This window comes from Bariatricus sp. HCP28S3_A4, assembly GCF_052066395.1.
Classification (GTDB): domain Bacteria; phylum Bacillota; class Clostridia; order Lachnospirales; family Lachnospiraceae; genus Allocoprococcus.
In genome coordinates, this window is record NZ_JBQHSE010000009.1 from 47,253 (window position 1) to 74,036 (window position 26,784).

Consider the following 26,784-nt stretch of genomic DNA (forward strand, 5'->3'; position numbering starts at 1 on the left):
TCATGCATATTCAAAAATGATCTGTTGAATCTTTTGGAGTTGAATTCCTATTTTGCTAAGAAGGGATTCGTTATTTTAGATATTTAACGCTGTAAGGAGGCATCTCCAGATGTCCGTTCATCTCAATGACTTCGCCGGTCAGCAGATCGGTCATCGTTCCGCCAAGCTCCCCATTCTGTGCGGTGTACGGTGCATCGGAGGCGTTGATTGCAACCAGCATGCGTTCGGAATCCGTTTTGCGTTCAAAAACAAGCTGGTGGTTGGTAAGGACAACATTGCGATAGGTTCCGTTACAAAGCGCATCACTGCCTGTGCGAATATGAATCAATTCCTTGATCAATTCCGTCAGTTCATTCGGCTTCGGCTCTTCAAAACATGGACGAAGTGCATAATCATTATTCGGAGCCTTGACGCCCTCTTCTCCCCATTCGCTGCCATAATAAATACACGGAACTCCAGGCATTCCGAGGAGAAGACCGTAAGCCAGCGGAAGATGGTTCTTATTGGTCAGAATGCTGGCGATTCGTGTTACATCATGATTATCGACAAAGGACATCAGATGCTTTCCGCGGTAAATGCACCACTGTTCCGGACCGTACTGGCGATTCAGAGAATGAGCGATCTCGAACATATTCATACTGTTGAAACTGGAGTAGATTCCTTTGTAGCACTCATAATTCGTACAACTGTGGAGCATTTCATCATTTACGATCAGATTATAATCGCCGAACAATACCTCGCCGATCAGAGCAAAATCCGGTTTCAGTTCCTGGCAGAAGCTGCGCAGGCGTTTCATAAAATTGCGCTCCAGACTGTAGGCAACATCGAGCCGCAGTCCGTCGATATCGAATTCTTCCACCCAGCCCTTCACGCATTCCAGAAGGTAATCGACAACAGCCGGATTGTAGAGATTCAGTTTGACCAGTTCATAGTGCCCTTCCCAGCCTTCATACCAGAAGCCGTCATTATAGGCGGAATTACCGTCAAAATTGATGCAGAACCAGTCTTTGTAGGGAGAATCCCATTTCTTCTCCTGCACATCCTTAAAAGCCCAGAAACCGCGCCCTACATGGTTGAATACACCGTCCAGAACAATCTTCACATTATGTGCATGCAGATCCTTGCAGACCTCTGCGAAATCCTCGTTTGTCCCAAGGCGACAGTCGATTTTTTTGAAATCGCGGGTATCATATCCATGATTGTCCGATTCAAATATCGGGTTCAATAATATAGAAGAAACACCAAGTTCCTGCAGATAACTGCTCCATTCCTTCAACTTCAAAATTCTCGGAACTACGTTGCCGTCATTGGAAGTCGGCGCTCCGGTAAATCCAATCGGATAGATTTGATAAAAAATGCCTTCATAAGCCCACATGTGTCAGTACCTCGTTTCTTGTATTTTTGTGTGGTTTCATATGTGCTTATTATACCATAGGAACAGATGGCCGGGCTACCGTAAAATTTCTGTGATTGTATATACGATAACGAATTGTGCGGGGAGTCGAAAAAAATAAGGAATAAATCAAAAAAACAGTTGACATGGAAAAGGCACCATAATATAATAATAAAGTATGACACGAGGAAGAGACAATTTACACCAAAGCCCCGGAGTGGATTGTTTTCCAATAGAATCTACAATGAAAATAATTAGTAAAAATGGAAATTCATAGGAGGTCAACCAATGAAAACTTACATGGCTAATCCAGATAAGATTGAGAGAAAATGGTATGTAGTTGACGCTGAAGGACAGACACTCGGACGTCTTTCTGCAGAGATCGCAAAAGTTTTAAGAGGAAAAAATAAACCGGTATTCACACCGCACATTGATACAGGCGATTACGTAGTAGTTGTAAACGCTGCAAAAGTAAAAGTAACTGGTAAGAAATTAGACCAGAAAGTATACTATCATCATTCAGACTATGTAGGTGGAATGAAAGAAACTACATTAAGAGAAATGATGGCTAAGAAGCCGGAAGCAGTTATTGAGATGGCTGTTAAGGGAATGCTCCCGAAGGGACCTTTAGGAAGAACTATGATTAAGAAACTTCATGTATATGCAGGACCAGAGCATGAACAGCAGGCACAGAAGCCGGAAGTTTTAACATTTTAGTTGAAGGTGTGAAAGGAGGATATTACAATGGCTAATGCTAAATTCTACGGAACAGGAAGAAGAAAAAAATCTATCGCAAGAGTATACCTTGTACCGGGTACAGGTAAGATCACAATCAATAAAAGAGACATCGACGAATATTTCGGACTGGAAACTTTAAAAGTTGTAGTTCGTCAGCCGCTGGTTGCAACTGAGACAGCTGATAAATTTGATGTATTAGTAAATGTACACGGTGGTGGATATACAGGACAGGCTGGTGCAATCCGTCACGGTATTTCAAGAGCTCTGCTTGAAGCAGATGCTGATTACAGACCGGTTCTGAAAGCAGCTGGATACTTAACACGTGATCCACGTATGAAAGAACGTAAGAAATACGGCCTCAAGGCTGCCCGTCGCGCTCCGCAGTTCAGCAAGCGTTAATTTGGAACGAAGCGACAACGAGAGAAAACAAAGTTTTCTCGAGTTTGTTTCAAGCGACAACAAGAGAAAACAAAGTTTTCTCGAGTTTGTTTCAAAGATATCAAAAGAATTTTGTCCCGGAAGCAATTGTGCTTCCGGGATTTCTTCATATTTGGTCAGATCATTGACCGTAGATTCAATTATTCTTCAAACAGGTCACTTCGGTCCGTGTCGCAGAATGACCTTAACTTCAAAAAATCAAAAACAAGTCACCCCCCGACGTCGATGAAGGATGACCGCAATTCTAAGAAATCAAAAACAAGTCACCCTCGACGTCGAAGAAGGATGACTGTAATTCCAAGAAATCAAAAACAAGTCACCCTCGACGTCGAAGAAGGATGACCGCAATTCTAAGAAATCAAAAACAAGTCACCTCCGATGTCGATGAAGGATGACTGTAATTCCAAGAAATCAGATATAAGTCAATAGTAGGAGAAAAGATATGCAAGGTCTAAAACAAATGCTTTTACAGGAGCAGAAATATCTGGAAAACATTGTAAATAAAGCAAAAGAAGGATTGTCTACAGCACCGGATGGACATCTAAGAATCTCAAAAGATAAAAATAAAATCAGATATTACCATTGTACAGAGGATAATAGTGGAATCTATATTCCGAAATCAGACAAATCTTTACCCCAAAAGCTTGCGCAAAAGACTTACAACTTGTCGGTGATAAAAAAGGCAGAATCGAGACTAAAACAGATTAAGAAAATTACGAGAGATTATTCAGATGATGAGATCGAGGAACTTTTTACATCTTTGCATGCAGACAGACAAGCTTTAGTTACGCCTGTGGAAGCAACATGGAAGCAACTTCTTAATGAATGGTATACGGAAGAATATCAGGGGAAAGGATTTCAGGAAGGAACTGTGGTGATTCTGAGTGAAAAAGGGGAACGCGTGAGATCGAAGTCAGAGAAAATTCTTGCAGATTACTTTTATCGAAGAAACATACTTTACAAATATGAAAAACCTTTATATCTGAAAGGATATGGTACTGTATATCCTGATTTTACATTTTTGTCGAAGAAAATAGGGAAGGAGATATACTGGGAACATGAAGGCATGGTGGATAAGCAGGAATATGCAAGAAGTGCGGTCCGAAAAATAGAGTCCTATCAAAAGAATGATATTTATCCGGGGGATCGTCTGATTCTCACTTTTGAAACAGAACAGAGTATTTTGAATTCAAAAACGATAGAAGGATTGGTAAACAGATATTTGCAATTTTGAGAATAATAATTGACTATTTTTGGTGTACTGAATAATCACAGAATTGAGATATGCATATTTTATGCATATTTTTTCTCAGAAAAATGTCATGATTCGATGATATATGCTATAATTATTCCTGATAATGTTTGTGCTGCCAGAGAGGTGATTTGATTGATTCGGGAAAAGAAAGTTGGAGTAAATAATATGATACAGGATAATATAAACGAACAGAAGCAGGGAAAAATGAATTCACTAAAAAGATTTTTAATAAATTTATTTGATATCCGCGGTGATATGATGAGCTATGAGGATATCGATGCGATGATGGAGGAGAACACGGACATTCACGGTTCTAATATGTGGATACTGATGATGGCTATCATGATTGCATCAATCGGTCTGAATGTCAATTCCACTGCGGTGATTATCGGAGCCATGCTGATTTCCCCTCTTATGAGTGGAATACTGACGATGGGATATTCTCTTGCTGTAAGGGATCTCAAACTGATGCGGCGTGCGCTTCTCAGTTTTGGAGTACAGATGGTGATCAGTTTGATTACGTCTTCAATTTATTTTTCTATTTCTCCGCTTGGAGAGCCTACGGCAGAGATGATTGCGCGTACAAGCCCCACAATCTGGGATGTACTGATTGCTTTGTTCGGTGGTATAGCCGGGATTATCGGAAATACAAGGCAGAAGAAAAGCAATGTAATTCCGGGAGTAGCGATTGCGACTGCACTGATGCCACCGCTTTGTACCGCTGGTTACGGAATTGCCACAATGCAGGCGAAATTTCTCCTCGGGGCATTTTATCTGTTCTTTATTAATACATTGTTTATTGCACTTTCGGCAGCACTCGTGACGGTTCTCCTTGGAGTCCCTGCACATCAGAGCATGGATGAACGCAGACAGAAGAGAATAAACCGGATCGTGGCAGTTATTACAGTGGTTACCGTGATTCCGAGTTTGTTGATCGGAGCATATACAGTGTACAGTTCTTACATAGAAAACCAAATATCCGATTATTTGAAAGAAGAGTTTGTTTTCAGTGATACGCAGTTGGTGCAGAGTAGTTACGATCAATCAGCGAAAATGATTTCTGTATCGCTGGTCGGCACACCGATCGATCAGGAGACGATTTCATTTCTGGAAAGAGAAATGGAGAAATATGATCTGGAGGAATATACGCTGCATGTTACGCAGAATACGGTTAGTTCTGCAAGCGAAAGCGAGAATACAGACAAAGTGACTATTGCGGTTCAGGAAAAAGCAATTGCCAAGCTTCAGGAAGAACTGGAAGCGAAGCGGGAGCAGCTGGCGGAAATGGAGAGCAAAGCGACTGCAAAACTGGATCTGGAACAGATGTCAAATAAAGCAGAAAGCATTTTTTCAAGTTTATCGGACTGCAAATGTGGTATTATTGCAGATGAAACGGGAGAATATATTATTCTTGTTGCAGATGCGGAAAAGGATTTGACTGATTCAGAGATCTCTGTGATCGAGAATTGGCTCAAAGAAGAAAGCAAAGTAGAACAGGCAAGGCTGTTTATTGAACAAAAATAGAATTAGTATTGATTGTAAACGTCGGGAAGCTAAAAGCGTCCCGACTTTTTTTGACAGAATATCATAGTTTGTATTTATAATTGGCTCTAAAAAACTGTTATAGATGAAAGGGTTGCATTTTCGGCATTTTGTTATATAATAGCCTATGTAGATAATGCATATCAAACATATAGGAATTATAAGATAAGAAAGGAAGGGTATTATGAGCTGTGAATTTAATAATATATCTAAGGAAGAGGAGAAGGGGATCACTTACACAGACGCTGAGGCAGAGCTTCATGCAAAAGAAGTGGGTGTTGATCCCAGGCCAAATGAAACATTGGTTGAAATTGATGAGAGGGGAGCGTTTATCAGACAGCCTAATGCATTTATAAAACCATTCGGAGATAAGCCTGGTGACAATAAAGCGGAGGCGGGAAGATATCGTATTTACTGGGCAACAGGATGCCATTGGTCAAACAGACCGGTAATTGTGAGAGATATTCTGGGTCTGCAGGATGTTATTTCTGATATTAAAGTATCTCACTCTGGGGAAACGAATGTATATGGGCATGGGTTTGGAAATCAGCCTGATCACCGGGATCCGGTGACGGGGGCGTATTTCTTAAGTGAGTTTTACAAGAGAGCAAATCCGGATTTTAAAGGCAGAGCGACAACTCCAACGCTGGTAGATGTTGTGAATAAAACGGCAGTGAATAATGATTACCACCGTCTCACAAATTACATCGAGGTACAGTTCAGACCATTCCAGCCCGAGGATGCACCGGATCTTTATCCAAAGAAATTCAGAAAAGAGATCGATGAGTTTAACGACTGGTTATTTCCGCATATCAATAATTCCCATTACAGAATGGCTTTCTGTCAGTCGCCGGAAGCATATTTTGAGGCGTATGAAGATTTTTATGAATCACTTGACAAACTGGAGAAACGTCTTGAAACCAACCGTTTTATATTCGGTGATTATATCACGGATGCAGATGTTCGTCTGTATGTGACACTGGTTCGCTGGGATGTTAATTACTACCATAATATTGGTCCAGTTCATAAACCGATATATGAATATAAGAATCTATGGGGATATATTAGAGAATTAAATACTATTCCTGCATTCCATAACAATTGCAATGCGAAAGAACTGGCATTATCAGGACCAAAGAGAGATAAAAAAGAAAAACTTTTCAGAGGATTTAACGAAAGAATTCTTTCAAAATTAGATTTCGATGCATTCTGGAAATATGACGGAGAACGAGCAGCACTTAGCAAGAACCCGGATGAAGTATATCTTCGTCATCCAAAGGGAGAAACCTATGAAGAATATGCATCGGAGATTTCTACTACAATCTGGAACAGCCCAAGTTGGGAAGATAGAAATCCGAAGAATGGAACCCTTTCGGTGGACGCATCAATTAATCCGATTCAGGGACTTTTATAATAGGAAGGAGAAAAAACAAAAATGAATAAATTAAGATATAAGTTTTTATCAGCAGTATTAGGTATTACAGTAGTGGCGGTCAGTCTGGCAGGCTGTGGATCGTCTGGCAAGAACACTGACAAGAACAGTTCAGAACCGACGGAAAATGAAGTAACGGTGGTGAAAGGCGTAACGGGTGGTTCGCTGGCTCCCTATTTCTATATGGATGAAAATAACAAACTTACCGGTGTAGATATTGAAATTGCCGAAGAGGCATTTAGCAGACTCCCACAGTATGAACTCGAGATCGAGGTGGCTGATGCACTTCAGGGTGTACTTTCCGGGCAATATGATATTGCAATTAATAATTATGGATATACCGATGAGAGAGCCGAATCTTATTATTTTTCATATTCATACAAGACAAGCTTTAATAAATATATTCAAAGAGCGGATGATCAGCCGTTAGAGTCTCTTGAAGATGCGGCTGAAAGAGGCTACAAGATTGAACTGCCTGCGGGAAGTCTTACAGGAAATGCATTAGAAAAATGGAATAAAGATCATCCTGAGAAACAAATCAATATCATTTATTCTGAGACAGATTTTCAAGTTCGTTATCAGCATATCGTAGACGGAACGACAGATTTTGCGATTGATGACGGACCAATCATAGAGAATCTGCTTCCAAAATTTGGAATGGAAGGTCAGCTTGTGGCCAATGACATTGATGCAGAGACAGAAGATTTCCTGTTCCCGCAGAATAATACATATTTCCTTCTCGCAAAAAATGAAAAAGGAGCTCAGATTCGTGAGGATTTAGATAAGGTTCTGAAGGAAATGAAAGAAGATGGAACTATTGCGGAAATTACAAAGAAATATCTGGGAGTTGATACTTCAGTAGATCCGAAATACCTGGAAGAAACAATTAATTAAGAGGAAACGGGTATGCAAATATATCGTATTAATAAAGAAACGGATGAATGGTTAAAGAAAGCATATGATTATGTAAGAACGAATGCCTTCTGCTTTGGTCAGAATATCCCTGTGGAATTAGAATTTGCGGGGGAAGAAGCTCAAGATGATTTAGAAGGTGTTGTGATACTGGAAGATCATAAGCCGGTTGCCGGATGCCGGATTTCATATCCGGCAGATGGAATCGGGAAAATTGAACGTGTCTGTGTGGTTCGTGAAAAGCAAAAGGGAGGATATGGCAGTATACTCATCAGGGAAGCGGAAAAATGGTTGATTGAGAATGGTGTCAGACATATTGTTATTAACAGTCAGGACAGAGCGGCCGGTTTCTATCATAAGTTGGGATACATCACAAATCCTACAGTTGATCCTCATGCGTATGATAAGAAAAGAAAGAGGAAAAAGGCGGCAGATGAAGCCTCCCTGCCAAAGATAAATCTGGGATTTTCGACTGTTCTGGTAGAAAAATACGTGTAATAGAAGGGAAAAGGGAATGGGTAAATTATTTGATGTTTCACTGGTATTTTCATCAATACCTGAATTGTTGGAAAAGCTTCCTATAACTCTGGAACTGGCATTGCTGGCGATGGTGCTTGCACTTGTTATAGGGCTCATAATGGCTATTATTAAGATGAAAAATATAAAAGTGCTGACACAGATTGTGAATATTATCATATCAATGCTTCGAGGAACGCCTGTCATTGTTCAACTCTATGTCGCATTTTTCGGGATACCGATGATATTTACGGCAATCAACAACAGCTGGGGAACTGATCTTGCTGTGGCTGATATTCCCGGGTTTGTGTATGCGATGATTGCATTGGGCTTGAATCAGGCGGCGTTTATGGCTGAAATAATACGTTCTGCCCTGCAGTCAGTAAATTCGGGACAGATAGAGGCCGCCAGTGCGCTTGGTATGACCTATGGACAGGCTTTGAGAAGAATTATTATCCCGGAAGCGTTCGAGGTGGCGCTTCCTACATTGGGTAACTCGTTGATCAGTATTATCAAGGGGACATCGTTGGCATTTACCTGCGCAGTTGTAGAGATTACTGCCCAGGGTAAAATCATCGGAGGAAGGACATATCGTTATTTTGAAGTATATGTCTCACTTGCTATCATATATTGGGTCATTACGATTATAATTGAACAATTGATTAAGTTTATTGAGAAACGAATACGTATACCGGAGCAAGTTGCGATGGTGTCACCGGCGCGTATAAAGGAGTGCATATATGATAAAGATTGAACATTTATCAAAGAAGTATCATGATAATGTGGTGTTGGACGATATGAATCTGGAAATCCACAAGGGTGATGTTGTGGGAGTGATCGGCCCATCGGGAACTGGAAAATGTAATGGAAGGTCTTGTTACGGTAAAGAAGATTAAAAAAGATGAGGCAAGAAAAATTGCGATGCAGGAATTGGTAAATGTGGGAATGGCGCAATGGGCAAATCATTATCCAAAACATTTGTCAGGAGGACAGCAGCAAAGGGTGGCTCTTGCACGTGCTCTGGCTATGAAACCGCAGGTTCTTCTTCTTGATGAGCCTACATCAGCGCTGGATCCCGAGCTTGTTGGTGAAGTCCTGGATGTAATCAAGAGGGTGGCAGAGAAAGGTTACACGATGATTCTGGTTTCGCATGAAATGAATTTTGTGCGACATGTGTCTAATCGAGTGATTTTCCTGGATAAAGGGCATATTGTGGAGGATGGAACTCCGAAAGAAGTGTTTGATAATCCAAAGAATGAACGTACAATAGAATTCTTCCGCAAAATGAATCTGATGAATGAACCGGATTATGTAATTTGATGAGGAAAGAGAGAGTATGTGTCGATGATTGAAGAAATAAAGAAGTTATTATTACAACTGGTTGAAATTGATTCTCCTTCAGGAGAAGAAAATGGGATTATAAAGTTTTTAAAGAAAAAATATGAGGAAATAGGTATTCATCTTCAAGAAGACAATTCGGGTAATCTCTATGCTGAAATTGAAGGCAAAGGGGATTACCTTTTGCTGTCTGCTCACATGGACACTGTGAATCCAGGGAAGGGGAAAAAGGCTGTTGTAAACGCAGACGGTATAATTTCCAGTGATGGAACAACGATTCTGGGCGCTGATGACTATTCCGGACTGGTGGAAATTTATGAAGTGGCAAAATATGTTATGGACAATCATATCCCACATAAAGCAATAGAACTTCTATTTACTACGGGTGAAGAACGGTACTGTGTTGGTGCTAAGAAATTTGATTTTCGTAAGGTAAAAGCAAAAACAGCATATGTGCTGGATTTGAGTGGTCCGGTCGGAAGGGCAGCGTATGCAGCACCTACAATTTTATCGTTTGAAGCTGTAGTTCGCGGAAAAGCGGCACATGCAGGATTTAATCCGGAAGAAGGAATTCATGCAATTCAGGCTGCGTCGAGGGCGATCGGAAAACTGCAGCTTGGAAAAGTGAAGGAAGGTGTGACGGGAAATGTGGGCATCATACAAGGTGGAAAAGGGACCAATATTGTCCCTGATGAAGTAAGGATTCAGGGAGAAATAAGAAGTATGCAACATGAGGATGCAATTAGACTTGCGGATGAATACAGATGCATTTTTGAAGAGGAATCAGCCGCTTCTGGAGCAACTGTGTCATGGGAGGAGGAAATTCATATTCAGGCCTATGAGACTTTATTAGAAAGCAAAGCTGTGAAAGAGTTTGAAAATGCAGTAAAAGCGGTTGGACCTTCGCCAAAACTGGAGAAGACATTCGGAGGAAGCGACCAGAATGTATTTGCGCAGAAAGGAATCGAAGGAATCGTTGTCGCCAATTCTATGTATAACGTGCATAGTGTTGAGGAATACACGAATCTTTTTGAAATGGAAAAGGTGGTGGAAATATTAAAGGAAATTGTGAGAAATGAAGAGATATAAATAAACAGTAAAGATAAAGAAAAAAACTGAAAATGCAGGATATGTGTGTTATAATTAATGTCAATTAAAAGAATCAATATCAGGAGTGACACGAATGATAATATTGAACGATTACCTGTATTCCGGAGATACGGTTATTAAAATACTTCAGAATTATATGGAAGATCTGTTTTGTACAAAAACGATGGACGATATTGCGGAAATCGGACCGGCCAATCACCTAGGGTACGAGAAACGCCAGGAGAACGAACGGGTGAGAAGAGATGCAGTTCCGGAAGGGGAGTGTGTTTATTTTGATGAAGCGTATGAGCGGGGGATGCGTCTGCTTCAGCTGAATCTTGCCGAACTTGATGTAAATATGTTTTCGGCTGTAAATAACAGTCTGATCAACGATGGATGTGGGCTTTACCGGGGGCGACAGATCCTGCCGTATGAACATTTGTCTAGATTTCAGAATGACCTGATTGATTGATGTCAGTCAGATAAAGGGGAATAAAAATGCAAACAAAAGATAGCTTGAGAAGGGTTATGAAATATGCCTGTATTCTATATTTTCCGATTCTGTTATTATACCTGGAATTGGTTTTTCATCTCTATATGCGGCTTAGGATGGCATATTTTCCGATTATTGCCTGTTTTGCGGTTTCACTTGGAATGCTGGTCAGCGCTCTGGTGAACTGTTTTAGCAAAAGAACGAGGCATATTCTGACAAGTGTGTTCAGTTTGTTTTTGGCCGTGCTGTTTTGTGTGGAAATGATCTGCCGCAGGATTCTGCAGCAGTATTTTCAGTTATTCAGTGCGCTCGATACGGCTGCAGGCAATCGGCTCGGAGATTATCGAAATGCCGTTGTGAAGGCTCTTGAACAGAATTGGATCGGGTTGCTTCTTATGCTGGTCGTTCCGGGAATGATGTGTGCTATACAGGTTTTTCGAATTGATACATTTGGAATAAAGATAAAAACCGATACAAAAAAACGGTGGCCTCTACAGAAAAGACTCCTGTTTCTGTACAGATTTACCGCTGTTCCGATGATAGGTTGTGTGGTGTTTTATCTTTTGACGCTGGCTATGGTTTATCTTTATCCCTGGGAAGGCGATTTTACTCCGGAAAAGCTCTATGCTATGGATACGAATACGGATGATCAGGTGGAGCAGCTGGGACTTCTTACGATGCTTCGTCTGGATTGTAAACATATGATTTTCGGAAGTAACAGTAATATGGATATCAGTCTGGAACAGCTTGCCGATGCGGAAAATGAGAAGGCGGTTCAGGATGAAGAAATAGCAGAGGAGGTGGCGGAACCGGAAATTGATACTTCTCCGAATGCGTTGGAGCTGGATCTGCAAAAATGGATCGATGAAGCCCCGAATGAGGATGTAAAATGGCTTTCGGAGTATATTCAGACAGTAACGCCGACGAGAAAAAATGAGTATACGGGAATGTTTGAAAACTATAATGTAATATTTATTACGGCCGAAGGGTTCAGCGGGTATTTGATCGATGAGACATTGACTCCGACGCTGTACCGGCTGACACATGAAGGATTCGTATTCAACCGGTTTTATTCGGCGCTTCATTTTACAAGTACTTCCGGGGGTGAATTCCAGAATCTTACGGGACTGTACCCAAAAAATGGCTTTCCGGTCAGCATGAAGGAGACTGGGGAACAAGGAATAAGCCTGCCTTTTACGCTGGCAAATATACTGCAGCCTTTGGATTATACGTGTATTGGTTTTCATTTTAATGAAAATATGTATGGCAGGGCTCTGTCACATCCTAATTTGGGATATGACTGGCGGCAGTGTTCGGAGTGTCAGAATCTTCTGACGAAAGAAATAAATCAGGAGGGCGATGCTTACTGGCCCCAGTCGGACGACTATATGGTGGAACAGAGTCTTCAAGAGTATTTGACAAAGGAACCGTTTCATATCTATTATCTGACGCTGAGCGGTCATTTGCCGTATGGGTTTGAAAGCAACCAGATGTCCAAAAGGAATCAGGAGGCTGTGGCGTCTCTTCCGTACTCGGAGAAGACAAAGTCCTATATTGCGGCGAACCTGGAACTGGAAAAGGGACTGACCCGTCTGGTAAATGCGCTGGAGGAAGCGGGAATTGCAGACCGGACTTTGATTGTTATGGCTCCGGATCATATTCCTTATTCGGATATTGATGTTATAGAAGAACTGGCGGGACGCTCCTTTGGAAAGGATTCTCTTGAATCACTGAATGAGAAGTCCGTGGATTTTGACGTATATAAGAATTCACTTATTATGTGGACTGCTGGGATGGAAGAGAGTGTGACGGTTAACAAACCCTGCTGTCAGGTGGATATTCTGCCGACGGTTTTGAATTTACTGGGGCTCGATTATGATTCCAGGCTTCTGGCAGGAAGGGATATTCTTTCGGATTCCGAGCCTTTGGTCGTGTTTTTCTCCAGTTCATGGCTGACGGACAAGGGGAGTTATAATCGCTTTACCGGCACGTTCACGCCTGCTTTGGGAGTTTCTATGACGGATGAAGAAATACAAGCTTACACGGAGCGTATCAAAGCCATAGCTGCCTGCCGGCTTCAAATGACATCGATCATCATTGAAAATGATTATTACCGGTTGGTCACGGGTTTGTGAAAATAATAACTTTTATTTATATGTTTTAAATCTATTGATTTATTGGGTGCAATGCGCTATAGTAATATTAGCTGAAATTCGGCACGTTATTATATGAATATACGTGCAGAATGCATAATTAAGGAGGATGATTATCATGGGAAGATTACAGGACAAAGTTGCAATTGTTACAGGTTCCACCAGCGGAATCGGAATCGGGATCGCAAGATTATTTGCAGCTGAAGGCGCTAAAGTAGTGATTTGCGGACGTAGAGCAGAAAAAGGACAGGCTGTTGTAGACAGTATCGTGGCAGAAGGCGGAGAAGCTTCTTATCACTTTATGGATATCACAGATCTGGAAAGTATCGAAAAGTTATTTGCTGACACAGCGGAAAAATACGGAAAGATTGATGTATTGGTAAATAACGCTGCTAACGTAGCTCTGAAGGATGGACGTGTTGACGAGCTTACCGTTGAGATGTGGGATGCTATTTTCCAGAGTGATATGCGCGGTACATTCTACTCTACAAAATGCGTACTTCCATATTTAGAGAAGAATGAGAACGGTGGTTCTATCATCAATATCGGTTCTATGGCTTCCTGCGGAGGCGACCTTGGATCAACAGCTTACGCTTGTGCAAAAGCAGGTGTTGATATGCTGACCAAGTCTACAGCACTTCAGTACGGCAAGAAGAACATTCGTTGCAACTGTGTTCGTCCGGGACTTATTGTTACACCACAGAATGAAGCAAATGTACCACAGGCTCTGAAAGACATTTTCCTGAGCAACATCATGGTTAACCGTTATGGATGCCCGGAAGATATCGGAAATATGTGTCTGTATCTTGCTTCTGATGAAAGCAGCTATTTCACAGGACAGGTTGTTACTGTAGACGGTGGTCTGAATGCACATGTTTCTACCGTTGCTCAGTTCAAACAGCTCAGCTCACGTACATGGTAAAAGAAAATATTTTTGAAAAGAGTTCCCTTTGCGGAACTCTTTTCTGTTGCGTGTGTCCAGCGAAGCTGGACCACACTTGCCGGTGCAAGTCCGGTCACGGTAATCGCCAGTGAGCCGTGTAGCTAAACTCGGTGCGCTGTAGTAATACAGGGTGCTAAGCGAGTGGATAAAGTAACCTTGATAAGAAGTGCGAGCAATCGTGCAGACCGTAACATTAAGTGAATTCTGCCGTATCGTTAAAAAGGTCTCGAAAGAGAACAAAGGGAAGTTGAGCCTTGGCAATATAGGCGAAAACCATGGAACGTGTGAAGAAACTGGAATGCAGCACGGAGGAATCCCTCGGTATAGAGGAAACGGTATGTATGAAAAGTGTGGTTCGGAACTGGAGAGACCCTACCCATCACCGAAAGGTAAAGAGAAAGCGTATAAGCTTGGCGAAATCGCATTTCTGATGGGAGGGAGTCGGAGAGGAACATAGTACCGATAATGATTGTGTAAGATAACGCAGTTTATGGGAAGGTTCCTTACTTCATTCATGTTTGTAGAGAGGGTAAGAGTGAGAGAATGTCATGCAGACTAACAACTCCAAAGAAAAAGTTCGACAACTTCAAAACAAACTATATCTGACAGCCAAGAAGTGTGATAGCCGAAGATTTCATGCACTTTACGATAAAGTATATCGTGAGGATGTACTCTCTGAGGCATGGAAACGAGTAAAAGCTAACAAAGGTTCCAGTGGTGTGGATGGTATCGAAATCGAGGATATTGAAACGATGGGAATCGAGAAATATCTAACAGAAATCAAAGAGGAACTGATGGATGGCAAATATAAACCATCCCCAGTAAGGCGGGTAATGATACCAAAACCAGACGGAAGTAAAAGACCTCTTGGAATACCAACGGTCAAAGACAGAATCGTGCAGATGGCTACAAAGATAGCAATAGAGCCAGTTTTCGAAGCTGACTTTAGAGAATGTTCCTACGGCTTTAGACCCAAAAGAAGTGCAAAATAGGCACTGGAAAAGGTCAGAAAAGCCATGAAGAAAATGAAAGCAGAAATCAAAAGGAATGTAAACAATCGAAGCCTGCTAGTTGCAAAAGAAGAAGATTTAATAAAGAATCTGAATCCTAAAATCATAGGATGGAAGAATTACTATTTTACTAAGACAAATGAAAAATGGATGCAGGCACTAGACTGGTACATTATCTGCTCCTTTGCAAGATGGTATAACAAGAAGCACCGAAGGCGACATCATATGTCAAAGGTGGGATTTGTTAGAAATAGCATTTACGAAAAAGGATTAAAGAAAATGGCTAAAGCATGACGTAATGCTGTAGAAAGAAGAATGTCGGAAAGCCGTGTGAGGGAGACCCTCATGCACGGTTTGATGAGGGGCGGATGAAAGGTTCATCCGCCTACTCTACCATACATATGAGAAAATCAACCGTTATATTCAAAATGGAGAAAATTCTTGACAGCAGGGTGAGAATTTGTTAGGTTTAAAGAAAAAGAAATGGATGAGGTCAGCTTAAGACGCCGTTTGAATCGGGGCCGAAGCAGCAAAGATTACAGCCAGATGCATCCAGTGTAATCGGGAAACTAGCAGGCAAAAGGAAGGCCGACTGACAATTCTTTGGAGAGAATACGAACGCAGGATTTCTGAAATTCTGGACGGGTATCACCTACGAGGACATAACCAACTGGTAAAAGGACAGAGAAGATCAAGATGCACGATGGGAGTGCGTCTTGTTTTCTTTTTTTGCCGGGTAGAGAATAGAATAATGAGACAACGATCCGGAATATGGATGCCGGTCAGGAGGTAAGGTTATGAGAATGATGCTTGTGGGAAGCGGAGCTGTAGGTGAGTGCATCGTGAAGATGCTGAAAGAACGTGATGAGGCGGGGGAATGGTTTGAATTCTGTCTGCTTTGTGACATCAGTTTGGAAAGAGCGGAGGAAGTGCAAAGGAATCTGAATGATGCAAGATTTTATGCAGAATACTTGGATGCGACTAAAAAAGAAGAAATAAAAAAGTTGATAAAAGAATATAATATTGATTTTGTAATGGATGCATCCAGCCCATTTTGCGCAAATTACATTTTTGATGCAGCTTTTGAGTCGGGCGTGGACTATTCCAATATGGGAACCTGGTCTGTTCCTAAGGAGAATCCTGCCTACGGACTTGGGATTGAGAACAGCTATGATGAAGTGATGACGGCCTATAATTTTGACCGAGATGATGCTTGGCGGAATCAGGGAAATACGGCGCTGATCTGTCTGGGAATCGATCCGGGTGTGGTAAATGTGTTTGCAAAATATCTCTGTAAATACGAATTTGATGAAGTGGAAGAACTTCACGTGCGGGACGGCGGCAATCTGGAAGTGGCCGGCGAGGAAGATGATATTGTATTTGGATTTAATGTCTGGACGGTGCTGGATGAGGTTATGAATCCGAATGTAGAATACGATAAGGACCGTGGAGGATTCCTGGTGGAGAAGCCGTTCGCCGGGCAGGAAGTCTTCTGCATGCCGGAGGTCGGAGATAATACCTTCGTCAAGGTAGAGCATGAAGAAACGGTAACCATGCCAAGATATCTCTCTCAATATGGACTGAAGCGCTGTACGTTTAAGATTTCTCTTGATGAGAAGCTGATTCAGGCACTGAAGGTTCTGGACCATCTGCATTTGAATACGACGAAAAAGGTTAAGGTCGGGGATGTGGAAGTGGTACCGCGTGATGTGATCGCTGCATGTGCACCGGCACCGAAGAATATCAAGGACGAGATGTCCGGAGAGATGGTGGTGGGTGTTCTTGCTATCGGGAAAAAAGATGGAAAAACAAAGAAGATAATGATGTATCAGTCGTATTCCAATGAAGAAGCGATGAAACGGTTCTCCATGCAGGCGGTCGTGGCACAGACCGGATTCGGTGCAGCGCTTGCGATTGAACTTTATGCGAAAGGGATTTACAGGAAACCGGGTGTCTTTTCGTTGGAAGCATTTGAGCCGGAACCGTATCTGGCGCTGATGAATGAAACGGGATTCACATATGCGTTCCGGGAATATGAATAGAGTGGAGTTTTTATTATGATGACAGAACTGGAGAAATACTATAACAAGTTTAACGAGGAGAAGCGCTTGAACAGCCGCCATGGACAGGTGGAATTTCTGACTTCTATGAAATACATTCACGAATATCTTCCGGAGGATAAATCCGCGAAAATCCTCGACGTTGGTGCAGGAACCGGACGTTATTCGGTGGCGCTGGCGGAAGAAGGATATGATGTGACGGCGGTGGAACTTGTAAAGTATAATCTTGGAATTCTGAAGAAGAAGAACAGTACTGTCAAAGCATATCAGGGAAATGCCATGAAGCTTTCCAGATTCCCGGATAACGAGTTTGACGTTGTGTTGGTGTTTGGGCCGATGTATCACCTGTATACGATGGAGGACAAGGTGAAGGCGCTGAAGGAGGCGAAGCGCGTTGTTAAAGAGGACGGCGTGATTCTTGTGGCGTATGTTATGAATGAATACAGTGTGCTGACGTATGGATTTAAGGAAAATCATATTCTGGAGTCTCTGGAGAAGGGGAAGCTTACAGAGGATTTCCACGTGATCGCAAAGCCGGAAGATCTGTACGATTATGTCCGGATAGAAGATATCGATGCATATAACCAGGCGGCAGGACTGGAACGGATCAAATTGATCTCTGCGGACGGAGCGGCCGATTATATGCGTCCGATTTTGAATGCAATGGATGAAAAGACATTTGAAAGTTTCATAAAGTACCATTTAATGACATGCGAACGGAAAGAACTGTTGGGGGCAACAGCACATACAGTGGATATTTTAAGGAAACAGAAGAAGTCTGCGGACATCCATGACAGTGTACGACGTGATTATGGAAAGATTGCAAGGGAAGAATTTGAGGGATCTGTTCTGAGTGGAAATAATGGTTCCAAGGAAATATCGTCCAGTGTGGGGTATACGCAGGAAGAACTGGCATTAGCTCCAGAAGGGGCAAATATGGGACTGGGATGTGGAAATCCGCATCGGAAGGCAGAGATTTCTCAGGGAGAAGTGGTGCTTGATTTGGGAAGCGGAACCGGACTTGACTGTTTTATCGCAGGGAAAAAGGTCGGCAGAAGAGGAAGAGTGATTGGCGTCGATATGACACCGGAGATGATCTCTAAGGCGCGCAAAATTGCTAAGGAAAACAAAATACGTAATGTAGAATTCCGACTGGGAGAGATTGAGAATCTTCCTGTCGCTGACTGTACGGCGGATGTATGCATTTCCAATTGTGTGATCAATATGTCCGATAATAAACCAAGAGTGTACCGGGAGATTTACCGGGTGCTGAAGCCCGGAGGAAGGATTTCCCTGTGTGATATTGTGATCATGAAAGAGCTGACCGAAGAAATGAAGAGGGACGAAGCCATGCATTCCTGCTGAGTGTCCGGAGCGTCTTCGGTAGAAGAATTGGAAAAAATTATTAAAATGGCAGGATTTGAGGAAGTGGAAGTGATTGCGAAGCCTGTCTCCAAGGAATATGAAGAACGATGGGGACGATCCCTGGCGATTGGTGAATATATCATGTCTTCAGCCATCACGGCAAGAAAACCATTATAAAAAATATTTTATAAAACCTACAAAAATCGATAAAAATATTCGGTAATTTTATGTATTATGCTTCTTGAATTCAACGTCTTAAAGTGGTAAAACAATGAGGTGAGAATTAAGGAAAGAGACGAAAGAAAAGAGACGAAAGAAAAGAGGAGTGATTTTATGAATGGTATTTTAATGATGGTGATCGCCATCGTGGTGTTGAGTGCAGGATACCTTTTCTATGGACGATACCTTGAGAAGAAATGGGGAATTGACCCGAATGCCAAGACACCGGCGTATGAGCTGGAGGATGGCGTAGACTATGTGCCGGCTGATACAAATATTGTATTTGGTCATCAGTTTGCATCGATCGCAGGAGCGGGACCGATCAACGGCCCGATTCAGGCAGCAATTTTTGGATGGCTTCCGGCATTCTTGTGGATTCTGATTGGCGGTGTTTTTGTAGGAGCGGTACAGGACTTCGCAGCAATGTATGCTTCAGTAAAAAATAAAGGCCGTACAATCGGATATATTATTGAAGAATATATTGGAAAGTTGGGAAAGAAATTATTTTCAATCTTTTGCTGGCTGTTTTGTATTTTGGTTATTGCAGCATTTGCTGATGTGGTTGCAGGTACATTCAACGGCTTTTCGGCAGATGCATCCGGCGCTGTGACGAAAGTGGCGGCAAACGGGTCTGTTGCGACTACTTCTGTACTGTTTATTTTTGAGGCGGTTGCACTTGGAATGATTCTGAAATACGCAAAGTTGAATAAATGGGTGAATACAGCAATTGCGATTGTCATGCTGGTAGCGGCAGTTGCAATCGGACTTGCCTGCCCGGTTTATATGAGCCTTGGAACCTGGCACATTATTATTTTTATATATATTATGATTGCCTGTGTAACTCCGGTGTGGGCACTTTTACAACCACGTGATTATTTGAACAGCTATCTGCTGATTTTCATGATCGGAGCCGCAGTGATTGGCGTTTTTGTGGCAAATCCATCATGCAACCTTCAGGCGGTGACAAGCTTTAATGTAGATGGAAAGAGCATGTTCCCGATCCTGTTTGTGACGATTGCGTGTGGTGCGGTATCCGGATTCCATTCACTGGTTTCATCAGGAACTGCTTCAAAGCAGATTAAGAATGAAAAGAATATGCTTCCGGTTTCCTACGGAGCAATGCTTTTGGAGAGTATGCTTGCGGTATTGGCACTGATTGCGGTTGCTTCCTTCGCTGAGGGAGAGGCTGCCAGTCAGGGACTTCTGACCCAGCCTCAGATTTTTGCAGGAGCGATTGCAAATTTCCTGTCAGTGATCGGGCTTCCGCATGATCTGATCTTTACATTGATCAATCTTTCCGTATCTGCATTCGCACTGACATCTTTGGATTCTGTTGCACGTGTGGCACGTATTTCTTTCCAGGAGTTTTTCCTTGAAGACGGAGATACTTCGGATACAATGCCTGCATGGAAAAAAATTCTGACGAATAACTATGTTTCTACAATTGTGACTCTGATTGTCGCATATATGCTTGCGAAAGTTGGATATGCTGAGATCTGGCCATTATTTGGCTCAGGAAATCAGCTTCTTGCAGTACTTGCTCTGCTGGCTTGCGCTGCATTCCTGAAGAAGACACATCGTCAGGGTGTTATGCTTTGGATTCCGATGGTATTTATGATGGCGGTAACTTTCACTGCGCTTGCGACAACAAGTATCAATCTGTCAAAACAATTGATGACAACAGGACTTAGTCTTGGAAATACACTTCAGCTTATCTTTGCTGTACTGCTTCTGATTCTCGGTATTATTGTAGCGGTACAGGGAATCAAGAAACTGACAGAGAAAGAAGATACAGTTCCTGCATCAGCAAAATAAATAATATAGAAGAAAGTATACATGGAAACAGCCCGGCGTTTTGATTTGAACGCCGGGCTGTTTCTTATGGGTTCTATGAAATTATTCCAGCACGGCTCCTTCCGGAATCGTGGCTGTTTCGGTATGTGCGAAACGCTTCTTGAATACGGTTGATCCAACCACGCCTGCTGTAATTCCTCCAAGGATTGCAAGTCCGATGGCAGCAATTACTTTAAGCGGCGGATTAAAAGCAAACGGTGCCAGAAGTCCCGGAATCGGGGAAGCAGTACCGGGAGCGTTGTTAATTATACCAAATACTGCAGCTGATAATCCAGCCAGTGCTCCTCCGCAGAAGTTTGAACAATAAATAGGTATCGGATTCTGTGTTATAATATCTGCCTGAGTCAGTGGCTCCAGCATGACGGCGATAATGTTGCTTCTGTCACCCAGTTTTAAGCGATGGAAAATAATTCCGTTTGTAAAAGATCCGCCCACACATGCGATGGCTGCGATTCCCATTGCAAGTCCGTCGAGTCCGAGCATGGCGGTAAGCGCCATGGAACTAAGAGGAGAGGTACAGATCATTTTCATGATGCCTCCGAGCAGAAGTCCCATGACGATCGGAGACTGATCTGCAGCAGCGGAGATTGTCTGGCCGATTTTCAATAAAGTAGAGTTTACTACAGGATCTACGAGGATTGCGATCGCTCTGGCAGCAGGAGCGATGATCAGTGCACCTGCTATGATATTCAGCCCTTCAGGAAGTTTCTTTTCGAGTATCGGAGAAATCAGTCCTACGATGTAACCGGCGATAAATCCAGGAAGAATTCCGTAACCGCCTACAGCAACACCGGCTACGACAGCAAATACCGGATTCGCACCCATGCTGATTGGTACTGTGATCGCTGCAGCAACACCGCCAAGACTTCCGGATGTTGCGCCGAGTTCCTGAAAGAAAGCAAGTCCAAGCAAGTCGCCTGTGATATAACGATGAACAGCCTCTATCAGAAATGTAGCGATGGCAGCATTTGCCATACCCGACATGGCAGCCTGGCCTTTCGGCATTTTCAGACTGAAGAGAGAGAAACCAGCGAGGGTCAGAAGTAACAAACCAATTCCAGAAATAATTGTAACCATAATTGCCTCCTAATTAAATATTTGTTTTCGTGATAACATTGAATATGCGGATATCATAGGAAGCAAGTTTCAAAAAGATTCAAATGGTATCAAAATGGAAAGAAAGTTCTAAAAAAGTCACAAAAAAAGAGCCTGGCAATTGTATATTTTGTCAATAAACGGCTCCTTTTATAGATGAAATTAATATATGTATATTAGTGATCTTCGCAGGCAAGAACCAGTGAATTCAGAAAGTTTTTAATTTTTACATTTCCATGTTTGTCACTTTTTCCACGGATATAGTCCATTTCCCGACGTACTTGCTCGAAATTGTAGAGTGTATTGGCATACGTCGTGAAAATATCATTTGAGTAGTCTTCCAGCCCGAGATTCGCAAGATTTACCATGCCGGTAAAGGCAGTGCGTCGAATGCGCTGCTCCATAGATTTCGGCGAATCCGTGAAGTTGCTGCAGAGATCACTTAAAGTGGTGTCGTCCATATTTTCATCATTTTCCATCAGATAATCGACCAGAGTAATGATGTCACGGCTTCCTTTTTCGCCGATGATTCCAAGTTGACGGAGGATGCTCCTGAGTCGTAAAATCTGTTGCTTTTCTGCCGTTTCTTCCACCGCAGGAGAGGGTGTACGCATCTGCTGGTCAAGAAAGATGTTTTGTACTTGAGTCAGAGTCCGTCTTGCACCCAGGGAATCGATCACCTTTCGGATCACAGACTCTACTTCGATACTGTTGACCGGTTTCTGGATATAGAATTCAATCCCGCTTTCGTAAGCACTTGCGATCATATCCTTGGATGTAACCTGAGAAAGCATGATATAGGCACAATCCGGAAGAATATTGCGGGCTTTTTTGACGAAAGAGATGCCATCTATTTCCGGCATCAGAAGGTCGACTATGATAATGTCGGGCTGGGCCGTAAGCAGATCATCCAGTCCGTCGGTTCCACTCTGGGCGGTTCCGCATACTTCGCCGAGCTGCCTGCTTTTGATAATCAATTTCAGAATATTCAGAACATTGCGGTCATCATCGATTAAATAGAATTTCATTTTATATTACCTCCAGTCACTTTTGGGTATGCGGATGTGAAATGTAGTGCAGCCCGGAACGGAAGAAACCTGGATTTCCCCGTTCCACTGGTTTTTAATCAGATCCTGTACCAGATTAAGGCCAAGTCCCCGACTGATTTCGCCCGTTGTAAAATTAATCTTGGTTGAAAAACCGGGAGAAAAGATCTGCTCCAGATCCTCAGGCAGAATTCCCGGACCGTCATCGGTAACGTCAAAAAGGTAAGAGTCAGCATCTGTGGATTGGATCACGTGAATCTGCGGATTGTCTTTCTCAGAAGCTTCAATCGCATTCGTAAGAAGATTACGGAATACACTCATCAGGAAATAATGATTTTCCGTGTAGAGATTTTCCTGAATCTGGAATGAGATGTCTGCTTTTTTATCCGAAGATTCTGTGGTGAGGCTTTGCTTTAGGACGGTGAGAATATCGGTCAGATACATTCCTTCATCTTTCAGATTCAGGTCCAGAGCTTCCGATAAACCTCGGAGAATCAGCAGATATTCTTTTTTTATCTCGTGGATATCTTTCGCAACACCAAGTGCCTTGCGGGAAAGTGTCTCATCGGTTCCGTTTTCTTCTAGCTCGCGGTATAGCTGGTAGGAGGTATTCATGGTTTCTTCAATCAGACCTGTATTCTTCTTCATCCACACAACTTCTCCGTTTAATTTCGAGATCAGCAGAAGAAGACGCTGATAGCGCAGAGCATGTTCCCGGCGAAGAAGGCTGAACTTATAATGATGAAGGCAGAACAGTATTCCATAAATAATGAGGGAACGTGAAAAAGCAACCAGCAAAATCCCAAACTGTGATTTTATGTTAAATGCGCCTGCCCCCAGTCTTACCAGCAACTCCGTCAGATTGGAAATATAGTCAAAGATAAAGAGTACTGCTGCACAATCTGGGGAAAGTGTTTCTTTCTTGTGGCTGTAAATATAGAACAGAGTTCCGTAAACCAGATAAAATATCATTTCCGGGAAAAAACTGTAGAATTGAATCTGATCATATCGCAGCCATTCTGAGAGAACACGTGAAGTCAGCACACCGACAGCGGAGATAAATGTTACCGGAAGAACCGGATATTTCCCAAACATAACAAAGGTAATAGGAAAGATCAGAGTGCCGATCGAAATTCTGAAGTTGTCAATAAAAAGATTCATATTGATCTGTGCACCGATGATAATGAAAATGCCGATCAGAAGAATCTGCTGGAAATGTTTTGCATATTTTTCTGCCATAGCTGCCTCCTTATGAATGAGACTGTTTTAAATTCCGGTTATCAGTTCGACCAGAAATACACTGATGCAGGAGATCAACGATACACTGATCAGACTTCGTTTCTGCCATGCGAGGATAAGCGCGACTGCAAATCCCACGGCAGCTGACCATATATTCGCCGTTGCACTCAGAATGGCGGGGAAAGTCATAACTGCCAGCGTGACATACGGCACATAATACAGAAATGAGCGTATAAACGGATTCTTGATCTCTTTTCGGATCAAAGTCAGCGGTACCAGCCGGATCAGATAGGTGACTACTGCCATAACAAGTATGTAAATGTAAATATTATGCTTCATTTTCAGAACCCTCCTTTGCAGATGCAGGACTGTTTTCAGCGGTGTCGGGATTTTCTTCCTTTACAGGGAAGAAAAACGCAGCAGCGCCTGCGATAACCAAAGTTAAAATAATGATCCGAAAGCCGGATGAGATCTGGTTCAAATAAGGCGCTTTCGTAAATATAAGGCTCAGGATCATGGAAACAAGAACCAGAGCGCGAATCACCCGGCTCTCTTTGGCAGGAGGAATGATGACTGCGATGAACATTCCGTAAAGCGCAACACTGAGTGCACTGACAACTCGTGTCGGGAGGACATTTCCCATAACAATCCCGAGAAACGTGCCAAGAACCCATCCGGGAGCAGCAACACTGATCACACCGTAGGAATAATAGGGGCTTAATTTGCCTTTACAGCCTATGGACACGCCGAAAATCTCATCTGTAACACCGTAAGCAATGAAGAAACGGTGAAAGAACGGCAGATGATTATCCAGCTTCTGAGACAAAGCGCAGGACATCAGGCAGTATCTCAGATTGATGATGAACTGGGTGACTGCCATTTCCATGTAGGACGCGGATGCACTGATCAGGGACAATCCTGCAAATTGTCCGGCACTGGTCAGATTGGTCGCGGAAATGAGCACAGCCTCCCAGGCTGAGATTCCGGCATTTCTCCCCATTATGCCGAACGTAAAAGAGACTGCCATGTATCCGAGAAAGATTGGAATTCCATCCCGGACTCCGGCAGTAAAATTCGCTTTTTTATTCATTTGTAAAACCTCTCTTCAGTTTAAATTGGCATATATTGGAATTACATATACTTTATCATTCTAACACCTGAACAGCGGTTTGTAAATTCTAGATTATAGCTTCTTGAGCACGGTCCGGCGCATGGTCAGATAGCAGGCAAGTCCGCCGATGACATTTGAAATCGGTTCTGCGAGAAAGACTCCGTTCACACCCAGTCCTCCGATATGAGGCAGGAGTAAGGTAAGGGGCGTTACGATGATTGCCTTCCTGAGAATCGAGAAAAATACGGCATATTTTGCTCTGCCCAACGCTTTGAACACGCTCTGTCCGGTAAACTGAAAGGCCATCATACAAAATCCGAAGAAATAAATATGCATGGCGGGGATTGCTTTTAGCATCAGCGAAGGATCCCGGTTGAAAATTCCGATAAATAACTCCGGAAACAGGGAAATGAGTCCCCAGATGCAGACGGTGTAGCCAATGCCGAGCTGGCTCATGAAGCGGATCGCTTTTTTCATCAGTGGGATCTGATCGGCCCCGTAATTGTAGCTGATGATCGGAGATGCTCCGTCAGCAATGGCCAGAACCGGGGCGGAGGCAATCTCACGGACGGAATTCAGTACAGTCATGACCGTGATGTAGAGGTCGCCTCCGTATATCTGCAGCATGGAATTGCAGGCGATCTGCACAAGCCCGTTGGTGAAAGACATTACGAATGAAGAAATTCCCAGTTTCGTGATTTCGGCAATACATGCAAAATCAGGGCGGAACCCTTTGAAATCCAGAGTGAGCTCAGCATGCTTTCCGGTGAGGAAGAAAAGTACCCACAAGGCAGAAAAAAACTGGGAAAGGACGGTAGCGATCGCAGCACCTTTTACGCCCATATGGAAACCAAAAATAAATACAGGATCCAGAATCAGATTACATAGAGCGCCGAGCAGGACGGTCTTCATCCCTGTCCGTGCAAAGCCCTGGCAATTAATGTATGGGTTAAGTCCGAGGGAGATCATGACAAAGACCGTACCCAGAAGGTAGATGATCATATAGCCGGAGGCATAAGGATAAAGCCGGTCACTTGCGCCGAAAAGGTAAAGTAGCGGCTTGTGAAAGAGTATGCCAAGCAGTGTGATCATAATTCCAGTGATTATTAGGCAGAAACAGGCATTGTTCATGATGCCCCGGGCCGTTTTCGTGTCCCCTTTGCCCCGGGCGATGGAGCAAAGGGGAGAGCCGCCGGTGCCGAACAGGTTCGCGAAGGCAGTCACCATTGTAATGACCGGGAAACACAGTCCCAGTCCGGCGAGCGCAGTACTCCCTTCACCCGGAATCCTTCCGATATAGATACGGTCTATGATATTGTAGAGCAGATTGATGAGCTGGGCAACAAGCATCGGAGCCGCGACAGAGAGGACACTGCGGCGGACATGATTGCTGCCGAAATCGACTTGTTCAGATGCCATGAGTTTTTCCTTTCTATATTTCGCTATAGTTTTTAATTATAGTACAATTTCAGGATGTGAGTATACGCATGTATTGTAACGCCTTGAGAGATAGGCTTCAAGTAAAAAATGCGGTTAAATCTGT

27 protein-coding genes and 2 pseudogenes are annotated in these 26,784 nt (G+C 42.9%); 22 read left to right on the plus strand and 7 right to left on the minus strand.

Annotated features, from left to right (window positions below):
* Positions 1-70 precede the first annotated feature (70 nt).
* A complete protein-coding gene (locus ACTNBF_RS06510) occupies positions 71-1,375 on the minus strand; it encodes an alpha-amylase family glycosyl hydrolase (RefSeq protein WP_427806967.1) in 1,305 nt (434 codons plus the stop codon).
* 306 nt (positions 1,376-1,681) lie between these two features.
* Here ACTNBF_RS06510 and rplM point away from each other — a divergent pair, with 306 nt between their 5' ends.
* The 22 genes and pseudogenes from rplM to ACTNBF_RS06620 all read left to right on the plus strand — a co-directional run bounded on the left by rplM (position 1,682) and on the right by ACTNBF_RS06620 (position 20,711).
* Entirely contained in the window at positions 1,682-2,110 is a 429-nt protein-coding gene (gene rplM / locus ACTNBF_RS06515; protein ID WP_427806968.1) for a 50S ribosomal protein L13, read from the plus strand.
* A 27-nt stretch (positions 2,111-2,137) separates the two neighbouring features.
* The gene (gene rpsI / locus ACTNBF_RS06520; RefSeq protein ID WP_427806969.1) at positions 2,138-2,530 is read left to right on the plus strand and encodes a 30S ribosomal protein S9; all 393 of its coding nucleotides are present in this window, start codon (positions 2,138-2,140) and stop codon (positions 2,528-2,530) included.
* Between the two features lie 481 nt (positions 2,531-3,011).
* Positions 3,012-3,803: a hypothetical protein gene (locus tag ACTNBF_RS06525; protein ID WP_427806970.1), complete on the plus strand. Its 792-nt coding sequence runs from the start codon at positions 3,012-3,014 to the stop codon at positions 3,801-3,803.
* Positions 3,804-3,989: 186 nt separating this feature from the next.
* Entirely contained in the window at positions 3,990-5,348 is a 1,359-nt protein-coding gene (locus ACTNBF_RS06530) for a DUF389 domain-containing protein (protein ID WP_441019109.1), read from the plus strand.
* A gap of 202 nt (positions 5,349-5,550) precedes the next feature.
* On the plus strand, positions 5,551-6,780 hold the full coding sequence (locus ACTNBF_RS06535; RefSeq protein WP_441024953.1) for a glutathione S-transferase C-terminal domain-containing protein: 1,230 nt from the start codon (positions 5,551-5,553) through the stop codon (positions 6,778-6,780).
* Between the two features lie 21 nt (positions 6,781-6,801).
* Positions 6,802-7,692 (plus strand): transporter substrate-binding domain-containing protein, encoded by an 891-nt coding sequence (locus ACTNBF_RS06540; RefSeq protein ID WP_441088914.1) that lies wholly within the window; start codon positions 6,802-6,804, stop codon positions 7,690-7,692.
* Between the two features lie 12 nt (positions 7,693-7,704).
* A complete protein-coding gene (locus tag ACTNBF_RS06545; protein WP_441088915.1) occupies positions 7,705-8,208 on the plus strand; it encodes a GNAT family N-acetyltransferase in 504 nt (167 codons plus the stop codon).
* Positions 8,209-8,224: 16 nt separating this feature from the next.
* Positions 8,225-8,980: an amino acid ABC transporter permease gene (locus ACTNBF_RS06550; protein WP_427806974.1), complete on the plus strand. Its 756-nt coding sequence runs from the start codon at positions 8,225-8,227 to the stop codon at positions 8,978-8,980.
* Positions 8,967-9,122, plus strand: coding sequence for a hypothetical protein (locus tag ACTNBF_RS06555; RefSeq protein WP_441088916.1), 156 nt, complete (start codon positions 8,967-8,969; stop codon positions 9,120-9,122). Before ACTNBF_RS06550 ends, ACTNBF_RS06555 begins: the two co-directional genes overlap by 14 nt.
* Positions 9,091-9,546: an amino acid ABC transporter ATP-binding protein gene (locus ACTNBF_RS06560; protein WP_441088917.1), complete on the plus strand. Its 456-nt coding sequence runs from the start codon at positions 9,091-9,093 to the stop codon at positions 9,544-9,546. Before ACTNBF_RS06555 ends, ACTNBF_RS06560 begins: the two co-directional genes overlap by 32 nt.
* 24 nt (positions 9,547-9,570) lie before the next feature.
* Positions 9,571-10,653 (plus strand): M20/M25/M40 family metallo-hydrolase, encoded by a 1,083-nt coding sequence (locus ACTNBF_RS06565; protein ID WP_441088918.1) that lies wholly within the window; start codon positions 9,571-9,573, stop codon positions 10,651-10,653.
* A 169-nt stretch (positions 10,654-10,822) separates the two neighbouring features.
* Positions 10,823-11,125 (plus strand): annotated as a pseudogene (locus tag ACTNBF_RS06570) (guanosine polyphosphate pyrophosphohydrolase); the annotation flags it as partial.
* A 26-nt stretch (positions 11,126-11,151) separates the two neighbouring features.
* Positions 11,152-13,281 carry an LTA synthase family protein gene (locus ACTNBF_RS06575; RefSeq protein ID WP_441088919.1) on the plus strand — a complete coding sequence of 710 codons (2,130 nt, stop codon included), beginning with the start codon at positions 11,152-11,154 and terminating at the stop codon, positions 13,279-13,281.
* 136 nt (positions 13,282-13,417) lie between these two features.
* A complete protein-coding gene (locus ACTNBF_RS06580; protein WP_427806981.1) occupies positions 13,418-14,221 on the plus strand; it encodes an SDR family NAD(P)-dependent oxidoreductase in 804 nt (267 codons plus the stop codon).
* A 199-nt stretch (positions 14,222-14,420) separates the two neighbouring features.
* Positions 14,421-14,699, plus strand: a complete 279-nt coding sequence (locus ACTNBF_RS06585) for a hypothetical protein (protein ID WP_427806209.1) — start codon at positions 14,421-14,423, stop codon at positions 14,697-14,699.
* A 91-nt stretch (positions 14,700-14,790) separates the two neighbouring features.
* Positions 14,791-15,234: a reverse transcriptase domain-containing protein gene (locus ACTNBF_RS06590; RefSeq protein WP_427819655.1), complete on the plus strand. Its 444-nt coding sequence runs from the start codon at positions 14,791-14,793 to the stop codon at positions 15,232-15,234.
* Between the two features lie 24 nt (positions 15,235-15,258).
* Positions 15,259-15,546 carry a group II intron maturase-specific domain-containing protein gene (locus tag ACTNBF_RS06595; RefSeq protein WP_427819656.1) on the plus strand — a complete coding sequence of 96 codons (288 nt, stop codon included), beginning with the start codon at positions 15,259-15,261 and terminating at the stop codon, positions 15,544-15,546.
* Between the two features lie 503 nt (positions 15,547-16,049).
* Entirely contained in the window at positions 16,050-17,294 is a 1,245-nt protein-coding gene (locus tag ACTNBF_RS06600; protein WP_441018328.1) for a saccharopine dehydrogenase family protein, read from the plus strand.
* Positions 17,295-17,309: 15 nt separating this feature from the next.
* A pseudogene (locus ACTNBF_RS06605) lies at positions 17,310-18,080 on the plus strand (class I SAM-dependent methyltransferase); the annotation flags it as partial.
* Between the two features lie 168 nt (positions 18,081-18,248).
* The gene (locus ACTNBF_RS06610; protein WP_427807030.1) at positions 18,249-18,677 is read left to right on the plus strand and encodes a methyltransferase domain-containing protein; all 429 of its coding nucleotides are present in this window, start codon (positions 18,249-18,251) and stop codon (positions 18,675-18,677) included.
* Positions 18,678-18,722: 45 nt separating this feature from the next.
* Positions 18,723-18,854, plus strand: coding sequence for a hypothetical protein (locus ACTNBF_RS06615; RefSeq protein ID WP_427806984.1), 132 nt, complete (start codon positions 18,723-18,725; stop codon positions 18,852-18,854).
* A gap of 156 nt (positions 18,855-19,010) precedes the next feature.
* Positions 19,011-20,711 (plus strand): carbon starvation CstA family protein, encoded by a 1,701-nt coding sequence (locus ACTNBF_RS06620; protein ID WP_441018326.1) that lies wholly within the window; start codon positions 19,011-19,013, stop codon positions 20,709-20,711.
* Between the two features lie 81 nt (positions 20,712-20,792).
* Here the strand turns inward: ACTNBF_RS06620 and ACTNBF_RS06625 are convergent, their stop codons facing one another.
* From ACTNBF_RS06625 to ACTNBF_RS06650, 6 genes are all read right to left on the minus strand, one after another.
* Entirely contained in the window at positions 20,793-21,827 is a 1,035-nt protein-coding gene (locus tag ACTNBF_RS06625; RefSeq protein ID WP_427806986.1) for a PTS sugar transporter subunit IIC, read from the minus strand.
* A 194-nt stretch (positions 21,828-22,021) separates the two neighbouring features.
* Positions 22,022-22,873 carry a response regulator gene (locus ACTNBF_RS06630; RefSeq protein ID WP_427806987.1) on the minus strand — a complete coding sequence of 284 codons (852 nt, stop codon included), beginning with the start codon at positions 22,871-22,873 and terminating at the stop codon, positions 22,022-22,024.
* Between the two features lie 6 nt (positions 22,874-22,879).
* The gene (locus tag ACTNBF_RS06635) at positions 22,880-24,130 is read right to left on the minus strand and encodes an ATP-binding protein (RefSeq protein ID WP_427806988.1); all 1,251 of its coding nucleotides are present in this window, start codon (positions 24,128-24,130) and stop codon (positions 22,880-22,882) included.
* A gap of 27 nt (positions 24,131-24,157) precedes the next feature.
* Complete coding sequence (locus tag ACTNBF_RS06640) at positions 24,158-24,469, minus strand: AzlD domain-containing protein (RefSeq protein WP_427819661.1); 312 nt, start codon at positions 24,467-24,469, stop codon at positions 24,158-24,160.
* A complete protein-coding gene (locus tag ACTNBF_RS06645) occupies positions 24,459-25,220 on the minus strand; it encodes an AzlC family ABC transporter permease (protein ID WP_427806990.1) in 762 nt (253 codons plus the stop codon). The genes ACTNBF_RS06640 and ACTNBF_RS06645 overlap by 11 nt, the downstream gene beginning before the upstream one ends.
* Positions 25,221-25,313: 93 nt before the next feature.
* Positions 25,314-26,660 carry an MATE family efflux transporter gene (locus ACTNBF_RS06650; RefSeq protein WP_427819662.1) on the minus strand — a complete coding sequence of 449 codons (1,347 nt, stop codon included), beginning with the start codon at positions 26,658-26,660 and terminating at the stop codon, positions 25,314-25,316.
* Between the last annotated feature and the right edge of the window lie 124 nt (positions 26,661-26,784).